Origin of the sequence: Cellulomonas sp. T2.31MG-18 (genome assembly GCF_964266755.1) — a bacterium.
Classification (GTDB): domain Bacteria; phylum Actinomycetota; class Actinomycetes; order Actinomycetales; family Cellulomonadaceae; genus Cellulomonas.
Map to the genome: position 1 here is coordinate 259455 of NZ_CAXWGW010000003.1, position 21856 is coordinate 281310.

General features: G+C 72.2%; 20 protein-coding genes. 5 read left to right on the forward strand and 15 right to left on the reverse strand.

Annotated elements, in window-relative coordinates; genetic code table 11:
- Positions 1 to 10: 10 nt before the first annotated feature.
- The 3 genes from ACFQTY_RS13365 to ACFQTY_RS13375 all read right to left on the reverse strand — a co-directional run bounded on the left by ACFQTY_RS13365 (position 11) and on the right by ACFQTY_RS13375 (position 2211).
- The gene (locus tag ACFQTY_RS13365; RefSeq protein ID WP_378101163.1) at positions 11 to 832 is read right to left on the reverse strand and encodes an alpha/beta hydrolase; all 822 of its coding nucleotides are present in this window, start codon (positions 830 to 832) and stop codon (positions 11 to 13) included.
- Between the two features lie 74 nt (positions 833 to 906).
- Complete coding sequence (locus tag ACFQTY_RS13370; RefSeq protein ID WP_378101165.1) at positions 907 to 1491, reverse strand: hypothetical protein; 585 nt, start codon at positions 1489 to 1491, stop codon at positions 907 to 909.
- Positions 1492 to 1701: 210 nt separating this feature from the next.
- Positions 1702 to 2211: a DUF1003 domain-containing protein gene (locus ACFQTY_RS13375; protein ID WP_378101167.1), complete on the reverse strand. Its 510-nt coding sequence runs from the start codon at positions 2209 to 2211 to the stop codon at positions 1702 to 1704.
- 214 nt (positions 2212 to 2425) lie between these two features.
- Between ACFQTY_RS13375 and ACFQTY_RS13380 the strand changes: the two genes are divergently transcribed.
- Together ACFQTY_RS13380 and ACFQTY_RS13385 are read left to right on the forward strand one after the other, a co-directional pair.
- Entirely contained in the window at positions 2426 to 3076 is a 651-nt protein-coding gene (locus ACFQTY_RS13380; RefSeq protein ID WP_378101169.1) for a helix-turn-helix domain-containing protein, read from the forward strand.
- 40 nt (positions 3077 to 3116) lie between these two features.
- Entirely contained in the window at positions 3117 to 4898 is a 1782-nt protein-coding gene (locus ACFQTY_RS13385; protein ID WP_378101171.1) for an oleate hydratase, read from the forward strand.
- Positions 4899 to 4975: 77 nt separating this feature from the next.
- Here ACFQTY_RS13385 and ACFQTY_RS13390 read toward each other — a convergent pair whose 3' ends face one another.
- Positions 4976 to 6181 carry an EAL domain-containing protein gene (locus tag ACFQTY_RS13390; protein WP_378101173.1) on the reverse strand — a complete coding sequence of 402 codons (1206 nt, stop codon included), beginning with the start codon at positions 6179 to 6181 and terminating at the stop codon, positions 4976 to 4978.
- 592 nt (positions 6182 to 6773) lie between these two features.
- Between ACFQTY_RS13390 and ACFQTY_RS13395 the strand changes: the two genes are divergently transcribed.
- The gene (locus ACFQTY_RS13395) at positions 6774 to 7292 is read left to right on the forward strand and encodes a hypothetical protein (protein ID WP_378101175.1); all 519 of its coding nucleotides are present in this window, start codon (positions 6774 to 6776) and stop codon (positions 7290 to 7292) included.
- Between the two features lie 49 nt (positions 7293 to 7341).
- Here the strand turns inward: ACFQTY_RS13395 and ACFQTY_RS13400 are convergent, their stop codons facing one another.
- The 4 genes from ACFQTY_RS13400 to ACFQTY_RS13415 form a co-directional block, all read right to left on the reverse strand.
- Positions 7342 to 9021 carry an ABC1 kinase family protein gene (locus tag ACFQTY_RS13400; protein ID WP_378101177.1) on the reverse strand — a complete coding sequence of 560 codons (1680 nt, stop codon included), beginning with the start codon at positions 9019 to 9021 and terminating at the stop codon, positions 7342 to 7344.
- A 3-nt stretch (positions 9022 to 9024) separates the two neighbouring features.
- The gene (locus ACFQTY_RS13405; protein WP_378101178.1) at positions 9025 to 9579 is read right to left on the reverse strand and encodes a PadR family transcriptional regulator; all 555 of its coding nucleotides are present in this window, start codon (positions 9577 to 9579) and stop codon (positions 9025 to 9027) included.
- Between the two features lie 75 nt (positions 9580 to 9654).
- Positions 9655 to 10227, reverse strand: a complete 573-nt coding sequence (locus ACFQTY_RS13410; protein WP_378101181.1) for a DUF488 family protein — start codon at positions 10225 to 10227, stop codon at positions 9655 to 9657.
- A 36-nt stretch (positions 10228 to 10263) separates the two neighbouring features.
- Positions 10264 to 10920, reverse strand: a complete 657-nt coding sequence (locus tag ACFQTY_RS13415) for a DNA-3-methyladenine glycosylase (RefSeq protein ID WP_378101184.1) — start codon at positions 10918 to 10920, stop codon at positions 10264 to 10266.
- A 133-nt stretch (positions 10921 to 11053) separates the two neighbouring features.
- Here ACFQTY_RS13415 and ACFQTY_RS13420 point away from each other — a divergent pair, with 133 nt between their 5' ends.
- A complete protein-coding gene (locus ACFQTY_RS13420) occupies positions 11054 to 11443 on the forward strand; it encodes an HNH endonuclease (protein WP_378101187.1) in 390 nt (129 codons plus the stop codon).
- A 442-nt stretch (positions 11444 to 11885) separates the two neighbouring features.
- Positions 11886 to 12842: a helix-turn-helix domain-containing protein gene (locus tag ACFQTY_RS13425; protein ID WP_378101190.1), complete on the forward strand. Its 957-nt coding sequence runs from the start codon at positions 11886 to 11888 to the stop codon at positions 12840 to 12842.
- Positions 12843 to 12932: 90 nt separating this feature from the next.
- Here ACFQTY_RS13425 and ACFQTY_RS13430 read toward each other — a convergent pair whose 3' ends face one another.
- From ACFQTY_RS13430 to ACFQTY_RS13460, 7 genes are all read right to left on the reverse strand, one after another.
- On the reverse strand, positions 12933 to 13766 hold the full coding sequence (locus ACFQTY_RS13430) for an HpcH/HpaI aldolase/citrate lyase family protein (RefSeq protein ID WP_378101193.1): 834 nt from the start codon (positions 13764 to 13766) through the stop codon (positions 12933 to 12935).
- Positions 13763 to 14971, reverse strand: a complete 1209-nt coding sequence (locus ACFQTY_RS13435; protein ID WP_378101196.1) for a CaiB/BaiF CoA transferase family protein — start codon at positions 14969 to 14971, stop codon at positions 13763 to 13765. Before ACFQTY_RS13435 ends, ACFQTY_RS13430 begins: the two co-directional genes overlap by 4 nt.
- Positions 14968 to 16995: an SUMF1/EgtB/PvdO family nonheme iron enzyme gene (locus ACFQTY_RS13440; RefSeq protein ID WP_378101199.1), complete on the reverse strand. Its 2028-nt coding sequence runs from the start codon at positions 16993 to 16995 to the stop codon at positions 14968 to 14970. Before ACFQTY_RS13440 ends, ACFQTY_RS13435 begins: the two co-directional genes overlap by 4 nt.
- Complete coding sequence (locus ACFQTY_RS13445) at positions 16992 to 17894, reverse strand: ribokinase (protein WP_378101202.1); 903 nt, start codon at positions 17892 to 17894, stop codon at positions 16992 to 16994. Before ACFQTY_RS13445 ends, ACFQTY_RS13440 begins: the two co-directional genes overlap by 4 nt.
- Entirely contained in the window at positions 17891 to 19246 is a 1356-nt protein-coding gene (locus tag ACFQTY_RS13450; RefSeq protein ID WP_378101205.1) for an ADP-ribosylglycohydrolase family protein, read from the reverse strand. Before ACFQTY_RS13450 ends, ACFQTY_RS13445 begins: the two co-directional genes overlap by 4 nt.
- On the reverse strand, positions 19243 to 20418 hold the full coding sequence (locus ACFQTY_RS13455; RefSeq protein WP_378101208.1) for an ADP-ribosylglycohydrolase family protein: 1176 nt from the start codon (positions 20416 to 20418) through the stop codon (positions 19243 to 19245). The genes ACFQTY_RS13450 and ACFQTY_RS13455 overlap by 4 nt, the downstream gene beginning before the upstream one ends.
- A gap of 72 nt (positions 20419 to 20490) precedes the next feature.
- Positions 20491 to 21780: an ABC transporter substrate-binding protein gene (locus tag ACFQTY_RS13460; RefSeq protein ID WP_378101211.1), complete on the reverse strand. Its 1290-nt coding sequence runs from the start codon at positions 21778 to 21780 to the stop codon at positions 20491 to 20493.
- Positions 21781 to 21856 lie beyond the last annotated feature (76 nt).

The following is a 21856-nucleotide window of genomic DNA, read 5'->3' on the forward strand; positions in this document are numbered from 1 at the left end:
GCCAGTCGTCCTAGCCCGTCGGGAAGTCCGGCGCCACGTCTCGGAGCGTGTCTGTGCACGCCTCCCATGCCGCCGGATCCGGCGCGGTGCCGGCCTCGATGAAGGTCATCACCTGGTCGGCGATGCATCCGTCCATGACTCCGTGCGCACCGCCGGGGACCATGACGGCCAGCGAAGCCGTCATGGTCCGGGATGCCGGCGCGACGTTCTCCGGCGGGTCGGCGGGGTCGTGCTCGCCGTTGAGGAACACGACCGGTGCGGACGCCCGGACCACGCCGCCGACGCCGTCGTCGTGCGGCCAGGCGGCGCAGAGCGCTTCCTGCCACCGGGCCCGGGCCAGCGTGTTCGGCGTGAACAGCGACCCCTCCTGCGCAGCGACGGCGTCGGGAGCCATCTGCGCCCACTCGTCGCTGCACCGGATCGTGAGCGTCTGTGCCTGCGCGAGCGCGGCCTCCGCCTTCACCGCCGCGGGCAGCAGGCCCCGGGCACGCAGCACGTCCCTCCACTCGCCCCGGACCATCGCCTGCAGGTCTCGCGGCAGCAGCACCGCGGTCTCGGGCGTCGCGAGGTAGGCGTCGATGACGGCGCCTGTCAGACCGGCCGTGTCGACCGTCATGGTGTGCCCGTCGCCGAGGTCGACCACCTCCGGCGCCGCGGACAGCCGATCGACCAGGGTCCTGAGGTCCGCGGCCGGGTCGAAACCGGCCGAGCAGGCGGGCGAGGCGGAGCAGTCACGCACCAGCGCGTCGAAGGCCTGTTGGGCGCTCGTCGGCACCCGCTGCCACAGGCGCACATCGAGCAGCGAACCGGAGTCCAGGACGGCCGTGCGCACCCGCTCAGGGTGGGCCTGCAGGTAGGCGAGCCCCGTCGTGACGCCGTAGGAGATGCCGTAGAGGTCGACGGTCTCTAGCCGAGCGCCTCGCGAGCCGCATCGAGGTCACGCACCGCCGCGGCCGTCGTGTCATGACGGGGGTCCCGCTCGAGTGAGGCGAGGCACTGCGTCACCGCGGGGGCGATCGTCGCCAGGTCGCCGTCGCCCTCGGGGGGCAGCGAGCAGGTCTCCGCCGTGGCACCGGTGCCCCGCTGCTCGACGAACACCAGGTCGTGCCGATCCTCGAGGGGCGCGAACGTCCGGTACGCCCACTCCGCGTCCCCGATGGCCGAGCTGCCGAAACCTGCGAGGTAGAAGAGCGGATCCGGAGCGGGGTCGTCGGACCGCGCCGGTACCACGAGCACCTGAAGCCCCATCCGGAGGCCGTGCGGATCTGCCCAGTCGACGGGCACCTGCAGCACGGCGCACCTCTCGGGGTGGTCGGGGCCGTCCACCCCGCACGAGCCCAGGTCGAGCCGCGGGGTTCGTGGCCCGCTGCAGCCGGCCAGGCCCACGCCGAGGACCGCCAGTGCGGCAGCCGTGGCGGCCACCACCCGCTGCGCGCTCGGCCGCCCACGGTGGCGGTCCTGGCTGTTGTCGGTCCCCGAGCGGCCACGCATGGCAACCTTCGCTCTGCGCCGCGGACGCGGGCTCCCTGACGGAGCGCCCGGAGGCGCCCATGCGGTGTCGGTACGAATCGACCGCGCTGACAGGGGCGCCGCCAGGGCCGAAGGTCCGGGACCACGCACGAGGGCGAGGCGGGTCTCCCCGAGCGCAGCGCGTTCCGGGACGACACCCCCCACCCAGGCTGGGCCGCTGCACGGCGGCGGTCAGTGCGGCGGTTCTCCGGGCTCCGCCTTGGCCGCCAAACCGGCCTGCACCTCAGCGAGCACGCGCGCGTGGATCTCCTCGGACAGGGCGTGGATCAGCCGGGTGAGCTCGGTGTTCTCCTTCAGGAGCGACTCCTGCTCCTGGTAGTCATGGTCGGCCTTGGCCTGCTGGAACGCTGCCTGCCTGTTCTGCCCGATCATGACGAAGGTCGACAGGAAGATCGCCTCGAGCGACACGATGAGGGTCAACGTCGGCCACGGTGACTGCTCGAACCACGACATCCAGACGGCGAACAGCAGGATGTGGAGATAGACGAACCACATCGAGCCGGCGAACGACGTGATGGCGTCGGCGACCCGCAGCTGAAGGCTCGCGGCGCGATGCTCCGCCTCGGCGAGCACCGTCGGATGAACCAGTGCCAGATCGGCTCGCTTCAGCAGCGTGCGAGGCCGCAGATGCGGGATCGGGTGCTTCCGGGGGCTGGTCGGGGCGCCTGCTGCGCTGCTCATGGGCTTGTCTCCGCGGTGCGCGGCGAGCCGATCCCGCCGGTCTGCGACCGAGGCTAGAGCCCGAGCCCGATCAGCCCGCGGAGGGACCTGCGCGCGGCGCCGGCATGGAGAGGTGCGCGGCGCGACCACGATTTCCGAGTGCACTCGAAACGGAGTACGCTCCGTAATTAGTCGGTGAGGACGCCCGCCGACGACCCCGCCCACCGGAGGATCCGTGACCAACCCGCCAGCACCCGGGCGGCGTGAGCGCAACGCCCGCGAGAAGTACACGCGCATCTTCGAGGCCGCGTCGGCGCTGTTCTCCGAGCACGGGTTCGACGGCGTGACCACCCAGGAGATCGCCGAACGTGCAGACGTGGGCGCCGGCACGCTGTTCCGCTACGCGGCGACCAAGGGCGAGCTGTTCCTCATGGTCTACAACGAGCAGCTGCGCACCGCGATCGACGAGGGCGACCGCAGGGCGGCGACGGAGCCCGACGTGACGGCGGCGGTGAACGCGCTCGTCGGGACGGTGCTGAGCGGCGCGCACGACCTGCGCAACGCGGCGGTGTACCAGCGCGAGCTCCTGTTCGGTGGTCCCACCGAGAAGTACCGCGGCGAGGGGCTGGCCCTGGTCGGTCGGCTAGAGGACCTCGTCGCGGCCCGCCTGCTCGACGCCGTCGACGCCGGGCGCCGGCACGAGCGCGCCCACGCCGTCGGCGCCGCCCGTGCCGCCAGGAGCGTCTTCGCGGTGCTCAACCTGCTGCTCGCCCAGCCGTTGACCGGGGCGCACCCGGGTGCGGACACCGCCGAGGAGCTGCGCGAGCAGGTGGCCCAGATCGTCCAGGGATTCCTGGCGTCGTCCGTCGAGGACTCCTCCCGCTAGCCATCCGGCCCCCGGGACGACTACTGCGAAAGGCAAGGCGATGTACTACAGCAGCGGCAACTACGAGGCGTTCGCGCGTCCCCGCAAGCCTGCCGGCGTGGACGACAAGACGGCGTGGTTCGTGGGTGCGGGGCTCGCCTCGCTCGCCGGTGCCGCCTTCCTCATCCGCGACGGGCAGATGCCGGGCTCGCGGATCACGATCCTCGAGCGGCTGCGTCTGCCGGGCGGTGCGCTCGACGGCATCAAGGAGCCGGAGAAGGGCTTCGTGATCCGCGGCGGACGTGAGCTCGAGAGCCACTACGAGCTGCTCTGGGAGCTGTTCCGGTCGATCCCCTCCCTCGAGATCGAGGGGGCGAGCGTGCTCGACGAGTTCTACTGGTTGAACAAGGACGACCCGAACTACAGCCTGCTGCGGGTCACCGAGAAGCAGGGTCAGGACGCCCGCACGGACGCGAAGTTCGACATGTCGGAGAAGGCCCAGAGGGAGCTCATCAAGGTCTTCCTCGCCACCCGTGAGCAGCTGGAGAACAAGCGGATCAACGAGGTCTTCTCCCCCGAGTTCTTCGCCAGCAACTTCTGGCTGTACTGGCGGACCATGCTCGCGTTCGAGGAGTGGCACTCCGCCCTGGAGATGAAGCTCTACCTGCACCGCTTCATCCACCACATGGGTGGCTTGGGCGACATGAGCGCCCTGCAGTTCAGCAAGTACAACCAGTACGAGTCCTTCGTGCTGCCGCTGTACACCTGGCTGCTGGACCAGGGGGTCGTGTTCCGGTTCGAGACCGAGGTCACCGACGTCGACTTCGACATCGACCCCGCCACCGGTCGCAAGCAGGCCACCCGGATCCACTGGGTGTCGGGCGAGAAGGGTGCCCCCGGCGACGGCGTCGACCTGTCCGAGAACGACCTGCTCTTCATGACCATCGGGTCGCTCACCGAGAACTCCGACAACGGCGACCACCACACGCCGGCACGGCTGGACGAGGGGCCGGCACCGGCCTGGGACCTGTGGCGACGGATCGCCGCCAAGGACCCGTCGTTCGGGCACCCGGACGTGTTCGGCTCGCACATCCCCGAGAGCAAGTGGGAGTCGGCGACCGTCACCACGCTCGACGAGCGGATCCCCCGCTACATCGAGAAGATCGCCGGCCGCGACCCCTTCGCCGGCAAGGTGGTCACCGGCGGCATCGTCACCGCGCGGGACTCCAGCTGGCTGCTGTCGTGGACCGTGAACCGCCAGCCGCACTTCAAGCAGCAGAAGCCGGACGAGATCGTGGCGTGGGTCTACGCGCTGTTCGTCGACCGGCCCGGCGACTTCGTGAAGAAGCCGATGCAGGAGTGCACCGGTGAGGAGATCACCCAGGAGTGGCTGTACCACATGGGTGTTCCGGTGGAGGAGATCCCCGAGCTGGCAGCCACGGGCGCCAAGACCGTCCCGGTGATGATGCCGTACGTCACGGCGTTCTTCATGCCTCGGCAGGCCGGCGACCGGCCGAACGTCGTGCCCGACGGATCGGTCAACTTCGCCTTCATCGGCCAGTTCGCCGAGACCAAGCAGCGGGACATCATCTTCACCGTCGAGTACTCCGTGCGGACGCCGATGGAGGCCGTCTACACGCTGCTCGACATCGATCGCGGCATCCCCGAGGTGTTCGGTTCCACCTACGACATCCGCACGCTGCTGCAGGCGACGAGCGACCTGCGGGACGGTGCGCCGCTCGACATCCCGGGCGGGCCGCTCGGCCGGCAGGTGCTGAACGGCCTGGTGGGCGGCACGCAGATCGGCAAGCTGCTCGCCGAGCACGGTCTCGTCCGCGGCTGACCGCCGTCCCGACCCGCTCGACCCGGCGCACCGGCTCGGTCGAGCGGGTCGAGTGCTCCGTCGGTGCCTCGACGTCTCTACGTCACCGCCGGGAGGTCCGGCTCGCGCAGCGCCGAGCCGGAGGGCGCCGGCCCCGGGCGGCCCAGGAGGTAGCCCTGGCCGTAGTCGCAGCCGATCGCGCGCAGCGTGTCGAGCTGTTCGGGCCGCTCGATGCCCTCGGCGATCGTCTTCGCGCCCAGTGCCCGGGCCAGCTGGACGATGCCGCTCACGAGCGCCGCGCTCTTGACGTCCGAGTCCACCGTGCTGACGAACGCCACGTCGATCTTCAGGATGTCGATGGGGAAGTCGAGCAGGTAGGCCAGCGAGGCGTGCCCGCTGCCAAAGTCGTCCAGAGCGATCGTGACCCCGAGGTCGTGCAGGGCCTGGAGGTGACCGAGCGCTGTGGGGCGGTCCCGGACGATGGCTGTCTCGGTGATCTCGATGCACAGGTTCTCGGGCCGCAGACCTTCTCCCAGGAGCGCGGCGCGCACCTGGGAGAAGAGGTCGGGGTCGCTCAGCTGGTGCGCCGAGACGTTCACCGCCATGAGCACGTCGCACCCGTCGCTCTGCCACGCCGCACCTTGCCGCAGTGCGCCGCGCAGCACGAACCGCCCGATCGGGCCCACGGTTCCGGTCCGTTCGGCGAGGGGGATGAACACCGAAGGGGCCGCCGAGCCGAGCGGTGCCCCGTCCCAGCGGCACAGCGCTTCGAATCCGGTGGTCCGGCCGGTGCTCAGGTCGACCACCGGTTGGTAGCGGACCGTGAAGTCGCCGCGCTCGAGGCCGCGCAGGAGGACTCGCGCGGCACGGGCGTCGCGAGCGAAGTCGATGACGGAGACGCGCGACTCCCCGGTCAGCCAGGCCACGACGACCCCGACCGTCAGGAAGGCGATCAGGCGTGCGACCCACGCCTCCGGGGTCTGAGCCAGTCCCGCCGCCACGTCGAGCGGCATCAGAGGCCCGGTCACGATCCCGGAGAGGCCCGCGGTAGCGACCGCACCGGCCCACCCGAAGCGACCGGCAGCGAAGATGATCGGCAGGTAGAACATCTGGGGCAGCACGGACTTCGTTCCCCCGGCTGCATACGTGCCGAGCCAGGCCGCGGCGACCGTCAGGACGATCAGCGCCGCGGCGAATGCGGGGCGCGTTCGAGTCGACGTGTCCAGGACGTGCCCGAGGCGTTCGCGCGTGTGCGGCGACATCCCGGCCTGCGCGGTCTCGCCCACGCCGCCGGGGAGCTTCACGAGGACTCCCCCGCGACCGAGGTCGCCGGGTGCCGGACGTGGTGGGTCCGCGCCTGGCTCCCGGCCGCGGCCGTGCAGCTGAGACCGGCCACAGCTCCCCCGGAGTCGTCGGGCATCCGGCTGGCGGTCGCCAGGCGAGGCACCTCTGCGTGCATACCAGAGCATCGACCGGCGAGGGCCCGGTCTGAGCCCTCAGGCCGGGTGGAGAAGCTCCCCGCGTACGGTCCTCGTGCTGGCGCACGCGGGTGGAATGCCCTAGCGGTGCCGACGTCCACGCCGCAGGGCGCCGACGAGGGGCAGCACCGACCCGGCCATGCCGGTACGCCTGCCGGACCCGCAGCTGGAGCGTCGGCGTCTTCACGAGCGTCGGGCAACGGCTCTTCACCGAGGCCATCGGAGCCATCAGCGGCGGCTTCGAGCGCTCGTGGGCCGTCGTCTGCGTCGTGAGAGCCAGGTCGCGAGTGATATGGCGACACGTCGGCGATAGCCTGGCAGGGCAGCACGGCGACGCCTGGACGCCTGCGCCGACCGCGTCGGCCGTCGGGCGCGATCCGTCGTACGGACTGCAACTCAATCGAATGAGGGTGCCGCGATGAAGCGGTTCGCGAGAGTCCTGCTCGTCATCCTGCTCGCTACCACAGGGTTGGCCCTCGCCGCGCCGGCCGAGGCAACCCCGTACTGCGGCATTGCCTGGGGTTCGCTCCAGAAGTACTCGGCTGCCACGTCGATCGGCTCGATCACCGGTGTGCGTGCCGGGCGGCACGCCTGCTACGACCGGCTCGTGATCGACGTCGCAGGCAAGGTCGACGGCTACGAGGTTCAGTACCTACCGAAGCGGACGACCTCGAAGGCGGAGTTCGCGCACCTGCAGATCACCGTGGACGCCGCGATGATCGACCCGGCGGGGAATTTCACGTTCGGCTCCGACAACAACTTCGTGCTGACCGGCTTCTCCAAGTACCGCACCTTCCGTGCCGTGCGCGGCGGTGGGCTCATGAAGAACAGCGGGATCAGCCTCGATGTGCGCGCGCGTCTGCCCTTCCGGGTCTTCACGCTCGATGGTCCCGGTAGTGGGTCGCGTCTCGTCGTCGATGTCGCCCATCGCTGGTGAGATCTCCGGGTTGCCTGACGCAAGCGTGGTTGGGCGGCGGGTGTCGACGCTACCGGTGCCGACGTCCACGCCGCAGGGCGCCGACGAGGGGCAGCACCGACACGCCCATGAGCACCTTGGCGAATGTCGGCTCGGCCGCGTAGAGCACGGCGCCGGCCAGCAGGAGCGCCGCGAAGACGATCGCCATCGGGATCTGCCGCACCGAGCGGTCCAGCTGCCGGACCCGCAGCTCGAGCAGCGGCGTCTTCACCGAGAGGTCACCGCGCTCGACGAGGGTCAGGATCCGGTCGGTGCGCGCGGGGAGCGCCACGAGCGACTGGGCGATCTTGGCGCCCTCCGTGGTGATCGTGCTCCACAGACCGCCCTCGCCGGCCTCTCCGGAGACCAGCGTGGTGGCGTACGGCGTGATCGACGTCCACAGGTTGAAGTCGGGGTTCAGCCCGGCGCACATCCCCGACAGGACCGCCAGCGTCCGGCCGAGCAGCAGGAGGTTCTCGGGCAGCTGGAACGGCATGCTGACCAGCAGCTCACGGAACTGCAGGCCGATCTCGGCCATCTCCTTGTGGCTGATGTTGCGCAGGTCGCTCATCGCCATGCCGCCGAAGCGGTCGAAGACCTGGGCCACGGCGAGGTCCATCGCCTTGGTGTCGGCGGTGGGCAGCAGCACGCCCATGGACGTGAAGGCGGCCACCAGCCGGGCGGAGTCCTGGGTGCCGACGGCGATCAACGCCTCCCGCAACGAGGTGCGCAGCGTGTCGGGCACCCGTCCGACCATCCCGAAGTCGATGAACGTGAGGCGGAACTGCCCGGGGTGCCCGTCGACGGGCGAGACGAAGAGGTTCCCGGGATGCGGGTCGGCGTGGAACACCCCGTCGTCGAAGATCTGCTGCAGGTAGGTCTCCACCAGCTTCTCGGCGACCTGTGCGCGGTCGATCCCCGCGGCGGTGATCGCGTCGTAGTCGCCGAGCCGGATCGCCGAGACGTCCTCGAGGGTCAGCACGCGCAGCCGTGAGTGCTCCCAGGCCACCCGCGGCACGCCGACCCGGTCGTCGTTCTCGAAGACCCAGCGGAAGTGCTCGGCGTTGCGCGCCTCGGCGGTGTAGTCGAGCTCCTCCAGCGTCGTGGTCGCGAACTCCTCCACGAGTGCCGGGACGTCGGCGCGGCTGCTGACCGGCCGGTACCGGGTCAACCAGCGACCCACCCGGCGCAGGGCTGCGAGGTCGACGGCGACGATCCGGTCGATGTCCGGCCGCTGGACCTTCACGACGACCTGCGCGAACCCCGTCTCGGCCGCGTCGGCGTCCCGGAGCACCGCCCGGTGGGCCTGGCCCAGCGAGGCGGCAGCCAGCGGCGCCTCGTCGAACGTCCGGAAGGCCTCGGCCAAGGTGCACCCGAGCTCCTGCTCGGCGCACCGCCGGATGTCGGCGAACGCGGCAGGCGGCACCTCGTCCTGCAGACCCGCCAGCTCCTCGGTGATCTCGGCCGGGAGCACGTCCAGCCGTGCCGAGAGGAACTGACCGACCTTGATCATCAGGCCGCCCATGGCCAGGGCGAGCGCCCGGAACCGCACCGCCGTGCGACGGTTCCGGTGCGCCCGGCTGGAGTCCGACCACCGCTGCAGCCCCAACCGGGGCAGGACGATCTCCCAGAGGATGAAGCTCGCCGTCACCCCGGCGAAGAAGGTGACGATCCGCCGGTACCGGGCGCGCAGCCGGGGCGACTCCGTCACGTCTCAGTCCTGGGCGAGCAGCGTGTAGACCTGCTTCCGCGCGCCGTTGAGGATCTCGATGGTCGACATGATCTGAGTCTTGTCGCCGGACTTGCCGATCTGCACCACCGCCGCGGCCAGGCGCATCCCGGCCTCCCGCAGCGCGGCGTAGCCGGTGACGTCGGAGTGGGCGGCCGCCACGTCCCACGGCGCCGGCTCGTCGGTCAGGTCGGCAACGGCCGCCCGGCCGGCGTCGGTGAGCGAGAAGACCCGCTTGCCACCGCTCTCCGCGGCGACGACCAGTCCCTCGTCCGCGAGCAGCTGCAAGGTGGGGTACACCGAGCCCGCGCTCGGGTTCCAGGTGCCGCCGCTGCGTGCGGACAGCTCCTGGATGATCTGGTAGCCGTGCATCGGCTCGTCCGCCAGCACCCGCAGCACCGCGGTGCGGATGTCCCCGCGCCGTGCGCGCCCGGGGTACGGGAAGCGCGGGCCGGGTCCGCCCATGCCGAAGCCGGCGATGTTGCGGGCGAAGCTGCCCAGGTCGGGACCGAAGGCTGCCTTGCCGCTGTGGTGGTACATGGTCCGACTCCTCTCGATCGCGATACTCGACGATATATCGCTAAGCATCGCACAGACTCGACGCGGGTGGCATCGTCACCCGGTCCCGGGTCCCCCGCTCGCCTCGTCACGCATCGGACCGGGGTACGTCAGGCGACCGTCGGCGCCGACCACCGGCGTCGCGCCCCACTGTCCGAGCCGGTGCACCCGCCGCTCGGAGTCGCCGACGATGTGCCGCACGGTCCAGCCGCGGGCCGTCAGGGTGTTCGAGATGAGCAGTCGATGGCAGCGCCACGGCATCGGCTCGGCACACATGACGGCGACGCGGCGCTCGGTGGCCAGCTGCAGCAGCTCGTCGATCCCCTCCTGGTACGCCGGCAGCAGCGTGTAGTCGGCGTAGTTCTTGAAGCTGGCGTTCTGCCAGCCCGCGTTGATGCGGCGGTCGACGTCCTGCTTGGCACGACGGCCACCGAGCTTCTCGAGGTGCACGTAGCCGACGGACGCCTGCGCCAGCCACCCCGGCATGAGATCGCGGCTGAACTGCGGGCTGGTCCGCGAGCCGGGGTAAGCGCGGACGTCCGCGAGCAGGTCGATGCCGTTGGCGGCGAGCCTGGCGACGAACGTCTGCTCCGGGCACGTCCAGTGCCCGATCGTCCAGATCTCTGTCATCCCCGAGCTCCTCGACAGCGCGAACGGTGGACGGCCCTACCGACCGGTCGGCTGGTCGACAGCCCGTGGCCGTCTGACCGCACCCTCCCGGTAGACCGACACGGTCGCTTCGCCCTCGAGCCAGAATCGCCAGGGGTACGCCGCGGCGTCACCGCCGAGCCCGCTGATACCCACGCGAGGGCCCGTCCTCACGCGGGCGCCGGACGAGCCGGTCGGCGGATCACGGAACGGCGCCCGCACCACGAAGGCGCTGCCGGGCGAGCAGACGTCGACACCGTTGTCGTCGCGGCCGAGCGCCAGGGTCTTCGCCAGCCGCGCAGGCCCCCTGGCCAGGTCCCGGTCGCGGACGCCGGCCCTGCGTGAACGGGCGAGGTCGAGCCCGTCGACCACCTCACCCGCCCGCATCAGCACACCGCTGGCGACGCCTGACGGACCGCACACGAGGTTGGCGCACCAGTGCATCCCGTAGGTGAAGTAGACGTACAGGTGCCCGGGCTCGCCGAACATCACGCGCGTGCGCGCGGTCACGCCTCTGAAGGCGTGCGACCCGGGGTCGTTGGACCCGTCGTACGCCTCCACCTCGGTCAGACGGACCGTGACGCCCGCGTGCGAGACGGTGCAGCCGAGGAGCTCGCGTGCGACCTGCAGGACCGGCCGGGCGAAGAAGTCTCGCGTCACCCCGTCGAGCGGCACATCGTCTCCCTCCAGGCCACGTCCCGTCGTGGCCGGCCACCTGGCCGAGGTGGCGCACCGGTCTGCCATCGTCGCCCGTCCCTGCGCCCGTGTCGCGCAGTGACGCGAGCCGCGGGCGCCTACGTTTGCCCGCATGGCGGTCGCGCGCACCCGGAAGGCCAGAGCGGCTCGCCGGCGCAAGCGGCGGATGGACAGCGTCGAGCACGACCTGACCGACGCCCAGTGGGTGGCGATCCAGGCTGCCTGGGGCGGCTGCGCCTACTGCGGAGCGGTCGGGACGCCGCTGCAGCGCGACTGCGTGCTCCCCCTGTCTCGTGGCGGCCGCTACACGCTGGACAACATCGCGCCGGCATGCCGCTCGTGCAACGCCAGCAAGTGCAACGACGAGGTCACGGGCTGGCTGCGGCGCAAGCGGCTCGACGAGAGCGCCTTCCTGCTGCGCCATCTCGAGATCACCGCGGCCCTCGTGCAGCGGTTCGCCGTGGAAGGCGGCTCGAGGCCGGCGGTCCCGGAGGCAGGCTGACCTCGCCGCCGGGCGTCGGTAGGACCGACGTGGTCGGAGGTTCGGCGCCGCGGCTGCCCAGGACGCGTCAGGCCGATCGGCGCCTGAGCGGGCGCCCGAGGCGAGTCGTCCGGCCGTGCGCCGAGGGACGTGCCGCGCGCTGGCTTCCCGCACGGCCCTTCGACGATCGGGCCGGACTGCGGTCGCCATCGTGAGCCTCGCCCCATCGCGCCTGCACGGCGAGCCGCTCCGTGTGCAGCCGGTCGGAATCGGGGTGGCTCGGGCCGGCCGTCGGCCAGCCGGGCCCGCGGACGAGGGCGACGAGCGGCGCCACGAGGAGAGCCAGGAACAGGAGGACGGGGAGGAGTGACATGTCTCCACCGTGGTCGCAGGGCCAGGTCCGCGACAGTGGCAGAAACGTCAGTGTTCCGCAACATCCTGCCAGCACGGATAGCATCGCCGGATGCTCCGTACCGTTGGTGTGCTGCTGGTCGACGGACTGGCGATGTTCGAGTTCGGGGTGGTCTGCGAGGTGTTCGGCATCGACCGCACCGACGACGGAGTTCCGTCGTTCGACCTGCGGATCGCCGCCGCCCGGCCCCGCGTCGACGCTGCGGTCGGCGTGCGGGTGGAGGTCACCCACAGCCTGGCCGAGCTCGAGGACGTCGACCTGCTGACGATCCCGGCCGCCACGATCGGCCACTACGACGAGAGGGCGCTCCGGACGGTCCGAGCCGCGCATGCGCGCGGCACCCGTCTGCTGTCCGTCTGCTCGGGGGTGTTCGTGCTCGCCGCGGCCGGCGTCCTCGACGGTCGGCGCGCCACCACGCACTGGAGGTACGCCCGAGAGCTCGCCGAGCGGTACCCGACGGTCGACGTGGACCCGGACGTGCTCTACGTGGACGACGGCCAGGTGGTGACCAGCGCCGGCACAGCGGCCGGTATCGACGCGTGCCTGCACGTGGTGCGCCAGGAGCTCGGCGCCGGCGTCGCCAACACGATCGCGCGCCGCATGGTGGTCCCGCCCCAACGTGACGGCGGACAACGCCAGTACATCGTGGCTCCCGTCCCGGAGTGCGACGACGACGCGCTCCGCGACGTGCTGGCGTGGGCCGAGGCCAACCTCGCCGAGCCGCACAGCGTCGCGTCCCTGGCGGCGCGCGCCCTGGCGTCTCCCCGAACGTTCGCCCGGCGCTTCGTGGCGCAGACGGGCACCACGCCGGCGCGGTGGCTGACCGCCCAACGCGTCCAGCGGGCTCGGGAGCTGCTCGAGGAGACGGACCAGGACGTCGAGGCGGTGGCTCGCGCATGCGGCTTCGGTTCAGGTTCGCTGCTGCGGCACCACTTCCGAGCGGCGGTCGGCGTACCGCCCCAGGACTACCGCGCCACGTTCGCCGCCCGACGGCGCCCGGTCGCGTAGCCCAGGGGCGGATGTCGCCGCCCCCGCCGGGAACGGGCCCAGACGCTCCGCGGCATGGCCGCCCAGCTTCGTCCGCTCATCCGTGGAGCGCTACTCGTGCGCGGTCGCGGTCGCCAGCGCGAGCACGAACCTGGCCTGCTCGACCATCGCGACGTCGAGGAACGTGCCGTCCGCCAGGACCAGCGCGCCGACGCCGGCGGCCGTCGCGGTCCCGATCCGGTCGACCACCCGCTGCGCCTGCGCGACCTCCTCCGGCGTCGGGGCGAAGGCGCTCCGGATCACGTCGAGCTGCGCGGGGTGGATCGCCGCCCGACCGCAGAAGCCGAGCCGCCGGCCCGCCGTGCACGACTCATGCAGGCCTTCGAGGTCGCGGACGTGCGGGTACACCGACATGGCGGGGGACGGCAGACCGGCGGCGCGCGCAGCCAGCACGACGCGTGCGCGGGCGAGGGCAAGACCCTCGTCGGAGGTGCAGCGCAGGTCAGAGCGCAGGTCTGCCTCGCCCAGGCCGAGCGAGGCCACCGCTGGGTCGGCGCGTGCCACGTCGAAGGCGCGTTCGACGCCGAGCGCGGTCTCGACGAGCAGGTGCAAGGGTCGGGCTGGCAGGCGGCGGGCCGCGTCGGCCACCTGCTCGGGGACCTCGATCTTGGGCAGTCGCACCCCGAGGTCGGCCCGCAGCGAGCCCAGCAGCTCGATGTCGCCCTCGTACCACGGCGTGCCCGGCGCGTTCACACGTACCTGGATCGAACGGTCGGCGCTCGCCACCGCCTCCCGCACCGTGTCCCGCGCGGCTGCCTTGTGGGCCGGCGCGACGGCGTCCTCCAGGTCGAGCACGACGACGTCGGCAGCCGAGCGCAGCGCCTTGGTGACGAGGTCCGGCCGATCGGCAGGCGCGTAGAGGAGCGTCACCACGACGCCGGTCATATCGCGCCGTCCGAACGCAGCTCGGCGATGCGCCCGTCGGTGAAGCCGAGGTCGCGGAGCACCGCATCGGTGTCCGCGCCGTGCGGCCGTCCGGTGTGGGCGATCACGGCGTCCGCGTCCGACAGCCGGAACAGCGGGCCCTGCATCTTCATCCTTCCCAGCTCCGGGTCGTCGATCTCGTGGATCGTGCCGAGGGCGCCGAACTGGGGGTCGTCGACGATGTCGTGCGCGTCGTAGATCGGTGCGACCGCGGCATCGGCCGCCTCGAAGGCCGCGGCGACCTCGTCACGGGTCCGCTGCCCGATCCAGCGTCCGACCACCGCGTCCAGCTCGCCCGCGTGCTCCGCGCGGGACGCGCCCGACGCGAACCACGGCTGCGCTGCGAGCTCCGGGTGGCCGACCAGCCGCACCACCCGCTCCGCGACGGACTGCGCCGACGTGGAGACCGCCACCCAACGACCGTCCGCCGTCCGGTAGGTGTTGCGTGGCGCGTTGTTGGACGACCGGTTGCCGGTGCGCGCCTGGACCGTTCCGAGCTGGTCCCAGCGGGTGATCTGCGGACCGAGCATCGCCAGGATGGGCTCGATGATCGCCAGGTCGACCTGCTGGCCACGGCCCGTCCGTTCGCGGTCGTGCAGGGCCACCATGACGGCGTAGGCGCAGGCCAACGACGCGATGCCGTCGGCCAGGCCGAACGGCGGGAGTGTCGGCGGTCCGTCGGGCTCGCCGGTCAGCGCGGCGAAACCGGACATCGCCTCCGCCAGCGTGCCGAAGCCGGGCCGGTTGCGGTAGGGGCCTACCTGGCCGAAGCCGGTCACCCTCGCGAGGACGAGGCGTGGGTTCGCCGCCGAGAGCACGTCGTACCCGAGGTCCCAGCGTTCGAGCGTGCCGGGTCGGAAGTTCTCGATGACGACGTCCGAGGTGCGGGCCAGGGCGAGGAAGACCTCACGGCCGCCGGGCCGGGACAGGTCCGCGGTGACCGTCGCCTTGTTACGGCCCAGGGTCTTCCACCAGAGGTTGACGCCGTCCTTGGCGACCCCGTGGCCGCGGGACGGGTCCGGCTTGCGCGGATGCTCGACCTTGACCACCTCGGCACCCATGTCACCCAGGTGCATGGCCGCCATGGGGCCGGCGAACAAGGTGGAGGCGTCGACCACGCGCAGGTCCGACAACGGTCCCCTCGGACGGTCGTGCGGCGCGCTCATGGTCGCTCCTCCTCGATCACCCAGGCACAACGAAAGCCGATCCACCGGCTCCGGGCCAGGCCCAGGCCGGGCAGCAGGAGCTTCGCCGTGAGCTCCGGCGGCTGCGGTCCCCCGTCGAAGTACCAGTCGGAGCCGTGCGCGAGGTGTTCCGAGCCGCCCTTCAGCATCGCGAACCGGGTACGCCCGTCCGTGTGCTCGCTGTCCGTCCAGTTCCACACGAAGGGCGCCCGCCGCCGCAGCCGGCCGGTCTGCGCCGCGAGCTGCCACTCGTCCTCCGTCGGCAACCGACCGCCTCGCCACGCGCAGTAGGCACGCGCGTCGGCCAGGTCGACGTGCACCACCGGATCGTCCTCATGGCCGGGGACGGGCCGACCGTCGGACCAGTGGAGCAGGAACCGGTTCGGCGTGGCCGGCCGGTAGCCGGTCGCCTCGAGGAACTGGGCGAACTGCCCGTTGCTCACCTCGTCGGCACCCACCGCGACGGGTGCGGTCTGGACGCCGTCCCGCTGCAGGGTCCGCGGGTCGTGCAGGCGGGGTGGCAGCGGCTTCCACTCGTCGACGTACGGCGCGCCCTGGTACATCCCCGTCTCCCGCGCCCGGTACCGGACGGTCAGTGCCCACGGGCCTGCCGGGACCACCACCGTCTCCCCCTCGATCGCCGCGCGGTCCGTGACCCGTGGCGCCGTCGTCCCGACCCGGACGGCGACGCGGTGGCGGAACCCGGCGTCGCGCACGTGCTCGAGCCCTCGCATCGCCGCGCGCAGGTCCGGTAGCCATGACGGCTCCGGTGCGCCCGGCCGAAGGACCAGGACCGCGGCGATGCCCTGGGCCGGCACGTGCACGTGCTCACCGCCGGCCGTCTGGTCCTGGTCCGGAGCGGCGGTGAGGTCCACGACCGTGCCGACGGTCCCGGCGGGCAGCACTGCCCCGGTGACGTCGCTCCCGCTCCGGTTGACCAGCGCCCACAGCTCGACGCCGTCGAGGGCGAACCGCGAGGCGTGCACGCCCGGGAGCTGCGGCGCGAGCGGCGCCAGCGGGGTCCAGTCGCCGCGCAGCAGGAGGTCGTCCGCCGCGCGCTGCACCGTGAGCATCCGGCGAGCGGTGGCGGCGTCGCGCGGGTTCCATCCCACCCAGACGCCGAACACGACCTCCCAGACCATCACCCCGACGCCGTTGAACCAGGCCGACTGCAGCTCCTCGGCGTGGTCCCGGTGCCAGCGGCGCGTGTGGTGCTGCATGTGGCGCCGTTCGAACCAGTGCGCGCGCAGCACCCCGGGCACGGCCGAGTCGGCGAAGAACTGGGCCCACGACGTCGCGTGGTCACCGATCCGCTCCACCGCCAGCTTCGACTCGCCCTCCAGCACGATCCCGGGTCGCACGGCGCGCAGCGCCGCCACCAGCTCGGGTTCGGCCTTCCGGAGGGTGTCCAGGAACACGCCGTCGGCGTCCAGGTCGGCGACCAGCGAGGCGAGCTCGTCGACGTCATCACCGGCCCGACGCGTCCCGACGTCCCACGGGTTGTAGTCCACGAAGACGCGCATGCCGGCGTCGTGCAGCTGGTTCACCAGGGTCCGCAGGCCGGGGACGTCGCGGTACCAGTCCCACTGGTTGCGCTCGTCGACGCCGATCACCGGGTAGGCGTGCCACAGCACGACGGCGTCGAGCCCACCGAACCGCTCCCGCGCGTCGGCGAGGAACCGGTCAGGGGTGAACGTGGCCCGCTCGGCGTCGTAGAGCAGCTCGTCCCACAGCCACACCTGGGCGACCGCGTGGCAGCGGGCCGCCCACGCGGCGTCCGGCTGGTCGTAGATCCGCCCGTCGTAGCCGATCCGGGCACGCGACGCCGCACGCCACTCGGTCAGGCGGGCCCGCCACGCCTGGACCTCGTCCTCCCGGTCGGGCGCGGCGAAGATCTTGGCGTCGTCCATCCGGTCGACCAGCTCCGCGGTGAGCGGTCCGTGCAGGTCGACGACGGTCGGCAGGTCGATCGGTCGCGGGACCAGCGGGTCGAGGGTGTCGCTCATGCGAGTGCCGCCAGGGTCGCGTCGACCTCGGCCGCCGCCGGCACTCCCGGCTGCGCACCGCGGCGGGTCACGGCCAGGGCTCCGGCCAGCGTGGCCGCCCGGGCCGCGGCGACGACGTCGTCACCGTCGGCGAGGCGCGCGGCCAGGACGCCGCAGAAGGTGTCGCCCGCACCTGTGGCGTCGACGGGCTCGACCTCGATCGAGGGCACGCGCACCACCGAGGTGCCGCGTCGCGCAACGAGCGCGCCGCGCTCGCCCATCGTGACCACGACCGTCGGCACCTTCGCGAGCAGGAGCTCCACGGCGGTGTCGACGTCGCCGTCGTGCCGGCCGAGGTCGACGGCCTCGTGCTCGTTGACCACCAGCACGTCGATCGCCGCCCACAGCTGGTCGGGCAACGGACGCGACGGTGCCGCGTTGACGATCAGCAGGCACCCGGGCCGGCGCGCCGCGGCCGCCGAGAGGACCGCCTCGAGCGGGATCTCCAGCTGGGCCAGGATCACGTCCGCCTCCCCAACGGCAGCGGTGGCGGCGGAGGTCACCGTGACGCGGGCGTTCGCGCCGGGCGCGACGACGATCGTGTTCTCCCCGTCCGGCGTGACGGTGATCAGGGCCGTGCCGGTCGGTACGTCGACCCGCTCGACCGTATCGGTGCTCACGCCCGCGGCCCGCAGCGACTCGAGCAGGAGCTCGGCCGCGTCGTCGTGACCGAGCGCGCCGACGAACGAGGTCGTCGCGCCTCCCGCGCGGGCGGCGGCGACCGCCTGGTTGGCGCCCTTGCCCCCGGGGCTGCGCCGCAGGTCCCCACCCAGCACGGTCTCCCCCGGCGACGGGTGCCGTGCCACGTCGACCACGAGGTCGACGTTCGCCGAGCCGACCACCACGACCCGTCCGCTCATCGACCGCTCCCGGCGTCCTCGGCGAGCCGCGCGGTCCGGGCGACGAGGTCCTCGATCCGCTGCTCGCCCCCGGGCAACGACGTCGCGATCCGCCCGTCGATCGGCGCCGTCCACCGCTCACCGATCCCCTGCACGCCGACCAGGGCACCGATGACGCCGCCGACGGTCGCCCCGACGGAGTCGGTGTCCCACCCCGCGGTCACCGCGGCGCAGACGCTGTCGCCGAAGCGCCCCCGGCCGCGCTCGAGCGCGAACGCGATGGTCGCGGCGTTGGGCAGCACGTGCACCCAGTGCAGCCGGTCGTAACGAACGTGCAGCCGGTCGAGCCCCTCGGCGAGCGTGCCCGGGTCACGGCCGGCCCGGCGACCGAGGTCGATCGCCTCCGCCAGCGCGCTCGCCGGCGGGACGACGCGGGAGGCGGTGTCCAGGACGGACCCCACCGAGTCGGCCACCATGGAGGCGGACGCGAGCGCCGCCGCCCACATCGCGCCGTACAGGCCGTTGCGCGTGTGGCTGAGCCGGGCGTCGCGCCAGGCGAGCTCGGCGGCGTGCAGCGGTCGTCCCGGGCTCGTCCAGCCGTACACGTCGGCGCGGATCAGCGCACCGATCCACTCCCGGAACGGGTTGCGCCGTCGGGCCGTCTCGGGCACCGGGTACGCCTCGAGGAGGTTGCGGTAGGCCGCCCGCTCCGCGGTGAACACGCGTCCGGCGGGAAGGTGGTCGAGCCACAGCTGTGCCACGTCGTCGGTCGTGAAGGCGGAGCCGTGCTGCTCGAGGAGCAGCAGCGCCAGCATCGGGAAGTTGAGGTCGTCGTCCTCCGGCGCCCCGGCGATGTTCTCCTCCAGGCTGGTCGGCGCGCTGCGCCGGTTCCAGGGCCAACGAGCCGCCACGTCGTCCGGCAGACCCGCCGCCGTGAAGTACCTGTCCAGCGGCCAGCGGCCGGTGGACCGGAGGATCGCCTCGATGCCCTGCCGCGGGATCTTCTCCACCGGCTTGCCGAGCACGCACCCGGCGGCCCGGCCCGTCCAGGCTCCCGCCAGCCGGGCGTCGAGGTCGGTGCCCGCCTGCTCGTCGGCGACCGGGCCCAGGATCTCTGCGAGGTCGGCCCACTCGTCGGGCTGCGACGGGTCCAGGGCCGCGGGCGTCGCGTCCAGCTCGTCGAGCAGGACGCCGGCGAGCGAGCGCAACCGCTGCGTGGACCGGTCGTCGGAAGCCCCGGACACGGAGGGGCTCGGGTCGCCTCCGGCCGCCACCCAGCGGTCGCGCACGTCGGACACGTCCTTGCCCTCGGCCCGCGACTGGACGAGCTCGTGGGCGAGGAGGTCCTCGGGTTGTGCCCAGGTCAGTCTCACGGGCGCGCCCCCGCCGCCTGCTCCACCAACGCGGACAGCCGCGCGGCACGCTGGGACGCTCGACGGGCATCGACACCGACCAGGTCCGTCACGACGTCGGCCATGAGCCGACCGGTCGCCCGCACGTCGATCCGGCTGGCCTGCTCGACCTGGTCCAGCCACTCGGTCGGCACGGCCGGGCTACCGCCCAGGCCGGCGGCGAGCGCGCCGGCCATGGACGCGATCGAGTCGGCGTCGCGGCCGTAGTTGACGGCCGCCAGCACCGCTGCGCGGTACTGCCCTCGGTGCGCGGCGAGCAGCGCCAGTGCGACGGGAAGCTCTTCGATCGACTTGGTCCGTGAGGGTCGTCGCGCGTCCATCGTCGGTGCCCGGTAGTCCTCGCCGACGGTGTCGAAAGGCGCGACGGCCGCCCGCACGCGCTGCGCCAGGTCCCGTTCGTCGTCGTCGTCCGTCGGCGGCGGCACGGCCGCGACCGCGTCGAGGACCGCGTCGATCGCCGCAGCGGTGCCGTCGTGGGCGAGCCGGCGGGCGGCCTGCAGGACGGTGTCGACGGTGGCGTCGGGCGCCACCGATGCCGCGACCGCGGCTGCGAGGACGCCGGCCGCCTCACGTCCGTAGCTGGACTGGTGAGCCCCGGCGACGTCGATCGCCTCGGCGTAGGCGGCCTCCGGCTCCCCGGGGTTGGCCAGCCCGACCGGGGCGATGAACATCGCGGCGCCGCAGTTGACGATGTTCCCCGCGCCCGCCTCCCGGGGGTCGACGTGCCCGTAGTGCAGGCGTGCCACGAGCCACTTCTCGGCGAGGAACACCCGCTGCACCAGCAGGGCGGTGTCCTGCAGCTCCGGCACCCACCGGGGTTCGCCGATCATCAGCGGGACCAGCTCCTCGGCGACCGCGTACGCGTCGAGGTGGTCCCGCCTGCGTGCGTACACCTCCACGAGTGCCCTGGTCATGAGGGTGTCGTCGGTCACGTGCCCGTCGCCCTTGTGGTACGGCGCGATCGGCCGCGCGTCCCGCCAGTTCTCGTGGAACGGCCCGACGATGCCCCGGACGCGGCCACCGTAGCGCTCCTCGATCTGCTGCGGCGTCCAGCCCTCCGTCGCCCCACCGAGCGCGTCGGCCACGGCCGACCCCGTGATGACCGCGGTCACGCGGTCCTGCAGCCCGTCCACCCGTCCTCCTCGCACGACGATCCCCCTGCTCGGACCGGGGCGGCCACCAGGCACGGCCGCCCCGGTGACACCTCAGCCCAGCTGCTTCCAGCCGTTGGTCAGCGCGTCGGTCAGGCCCGCGTCGTCGATCTGGTTGGCCAGGTACTTCTGGAACGCCGGCGTCGCCACCGTGCTCTTCCACTGGGAGTACTTGTTCACGAACAGGAACGGTGCCGACTGGAAGTCCTTGCCGCTCTTGAGGATCTGGTCCCAGCCGTTCTGGGAGCCCAGCTTGGTCGCCATCGCCTTCTGCGCCGAGGTGGTCGCCGGGATCAGCGCGTCGGCCTCGTTGACGGCCTCCAGGTTGTCGCTGGAGGTGAAGTACTCGAGGAACTTGACGGCCTGGGCGGCGTGCTTGGAGTCGGCGCTGACGGACAGCGTCTGCGGGTCCGCGGCCTGCGCCGCACCTTGGGGGCCGGCCAGAGGCGGCAGGACCACCCAGCTGAACCCGGAGGGCGCGTCCTTGGCCATGCTGGCGGCCAGGTACGAGCCCTGGACCGTCATGGCCACCTTGCCACCGTAGAAGGCGGCGAGGGCCTCGGAGCCGGACTGGGTCAGGGTGACCGGCAGGATCGACTTGTCGTCGTACGCCATCTGGTGCACCAGCTTGGGCAGCGCCAGCTCGTTGTCCCCGACGTGGATCGTCGCCTTGGTGCCGGTGCCGTCGAAGTACGTGCCGCCGGACCCGAGGCCGAGGGTCATGAACGTCGCCACGGGGCTCTTCAGACCCCAGCCGACCCCCGCGACCCCGTTCTTGGTGGTGGCCTTCGCGATCTGCCGGAACTGGTCCCACGTCATCGAGTCGCCGGTGGGGATCGTCACGCCCGCCTGGTCCAGGAGGGTCTTGTTGGCGAACACCATGTACGACTGCACCTCCGTCGGGTAGGCGACGACCTTCCCGTCCACCGTCACCGAGGCGAGCAGCCCCTTGCCGATGTCGTCCTTCTTGGCCTGCGACATCTGGCCGGTCAGGTCCGCCAGGTAGCCGTCGGCGGCGAAGGACACGATCGAGGCGGCGTCGTCGTGGATGATGTCCGGCGCCGTCCCCCCGGCGAACTGCGTGGTCAGCTTGTCGTTGACGGAGTCCCAGCTCGCCTGGACCACGTTGACCTGGATGTCCGGGTTGGCGGCGTTCCAGCTGTCGACGATCTTCTTGGTCGCCGCGATGGTGGCGGGCTGGTCCGAGAGCGACTGGAACGTGAGCGTGACCGGTGCGGCCGCCGCGGCGGAGGAGGTGCCGGAGCCGGTCGCGGTGGCGCTGCCGCCGCCGCTGGAACAACCGGCGAGGGCTACCACGGCCACCGCGGCAGCGATGAGGGGCATGCGGTGAACTGTCTTCATCGACGTTCCCTTCTGTTGGTCGGCGTCGCGCGCTGCGACGCCCTGTCGAGTGGGGGCC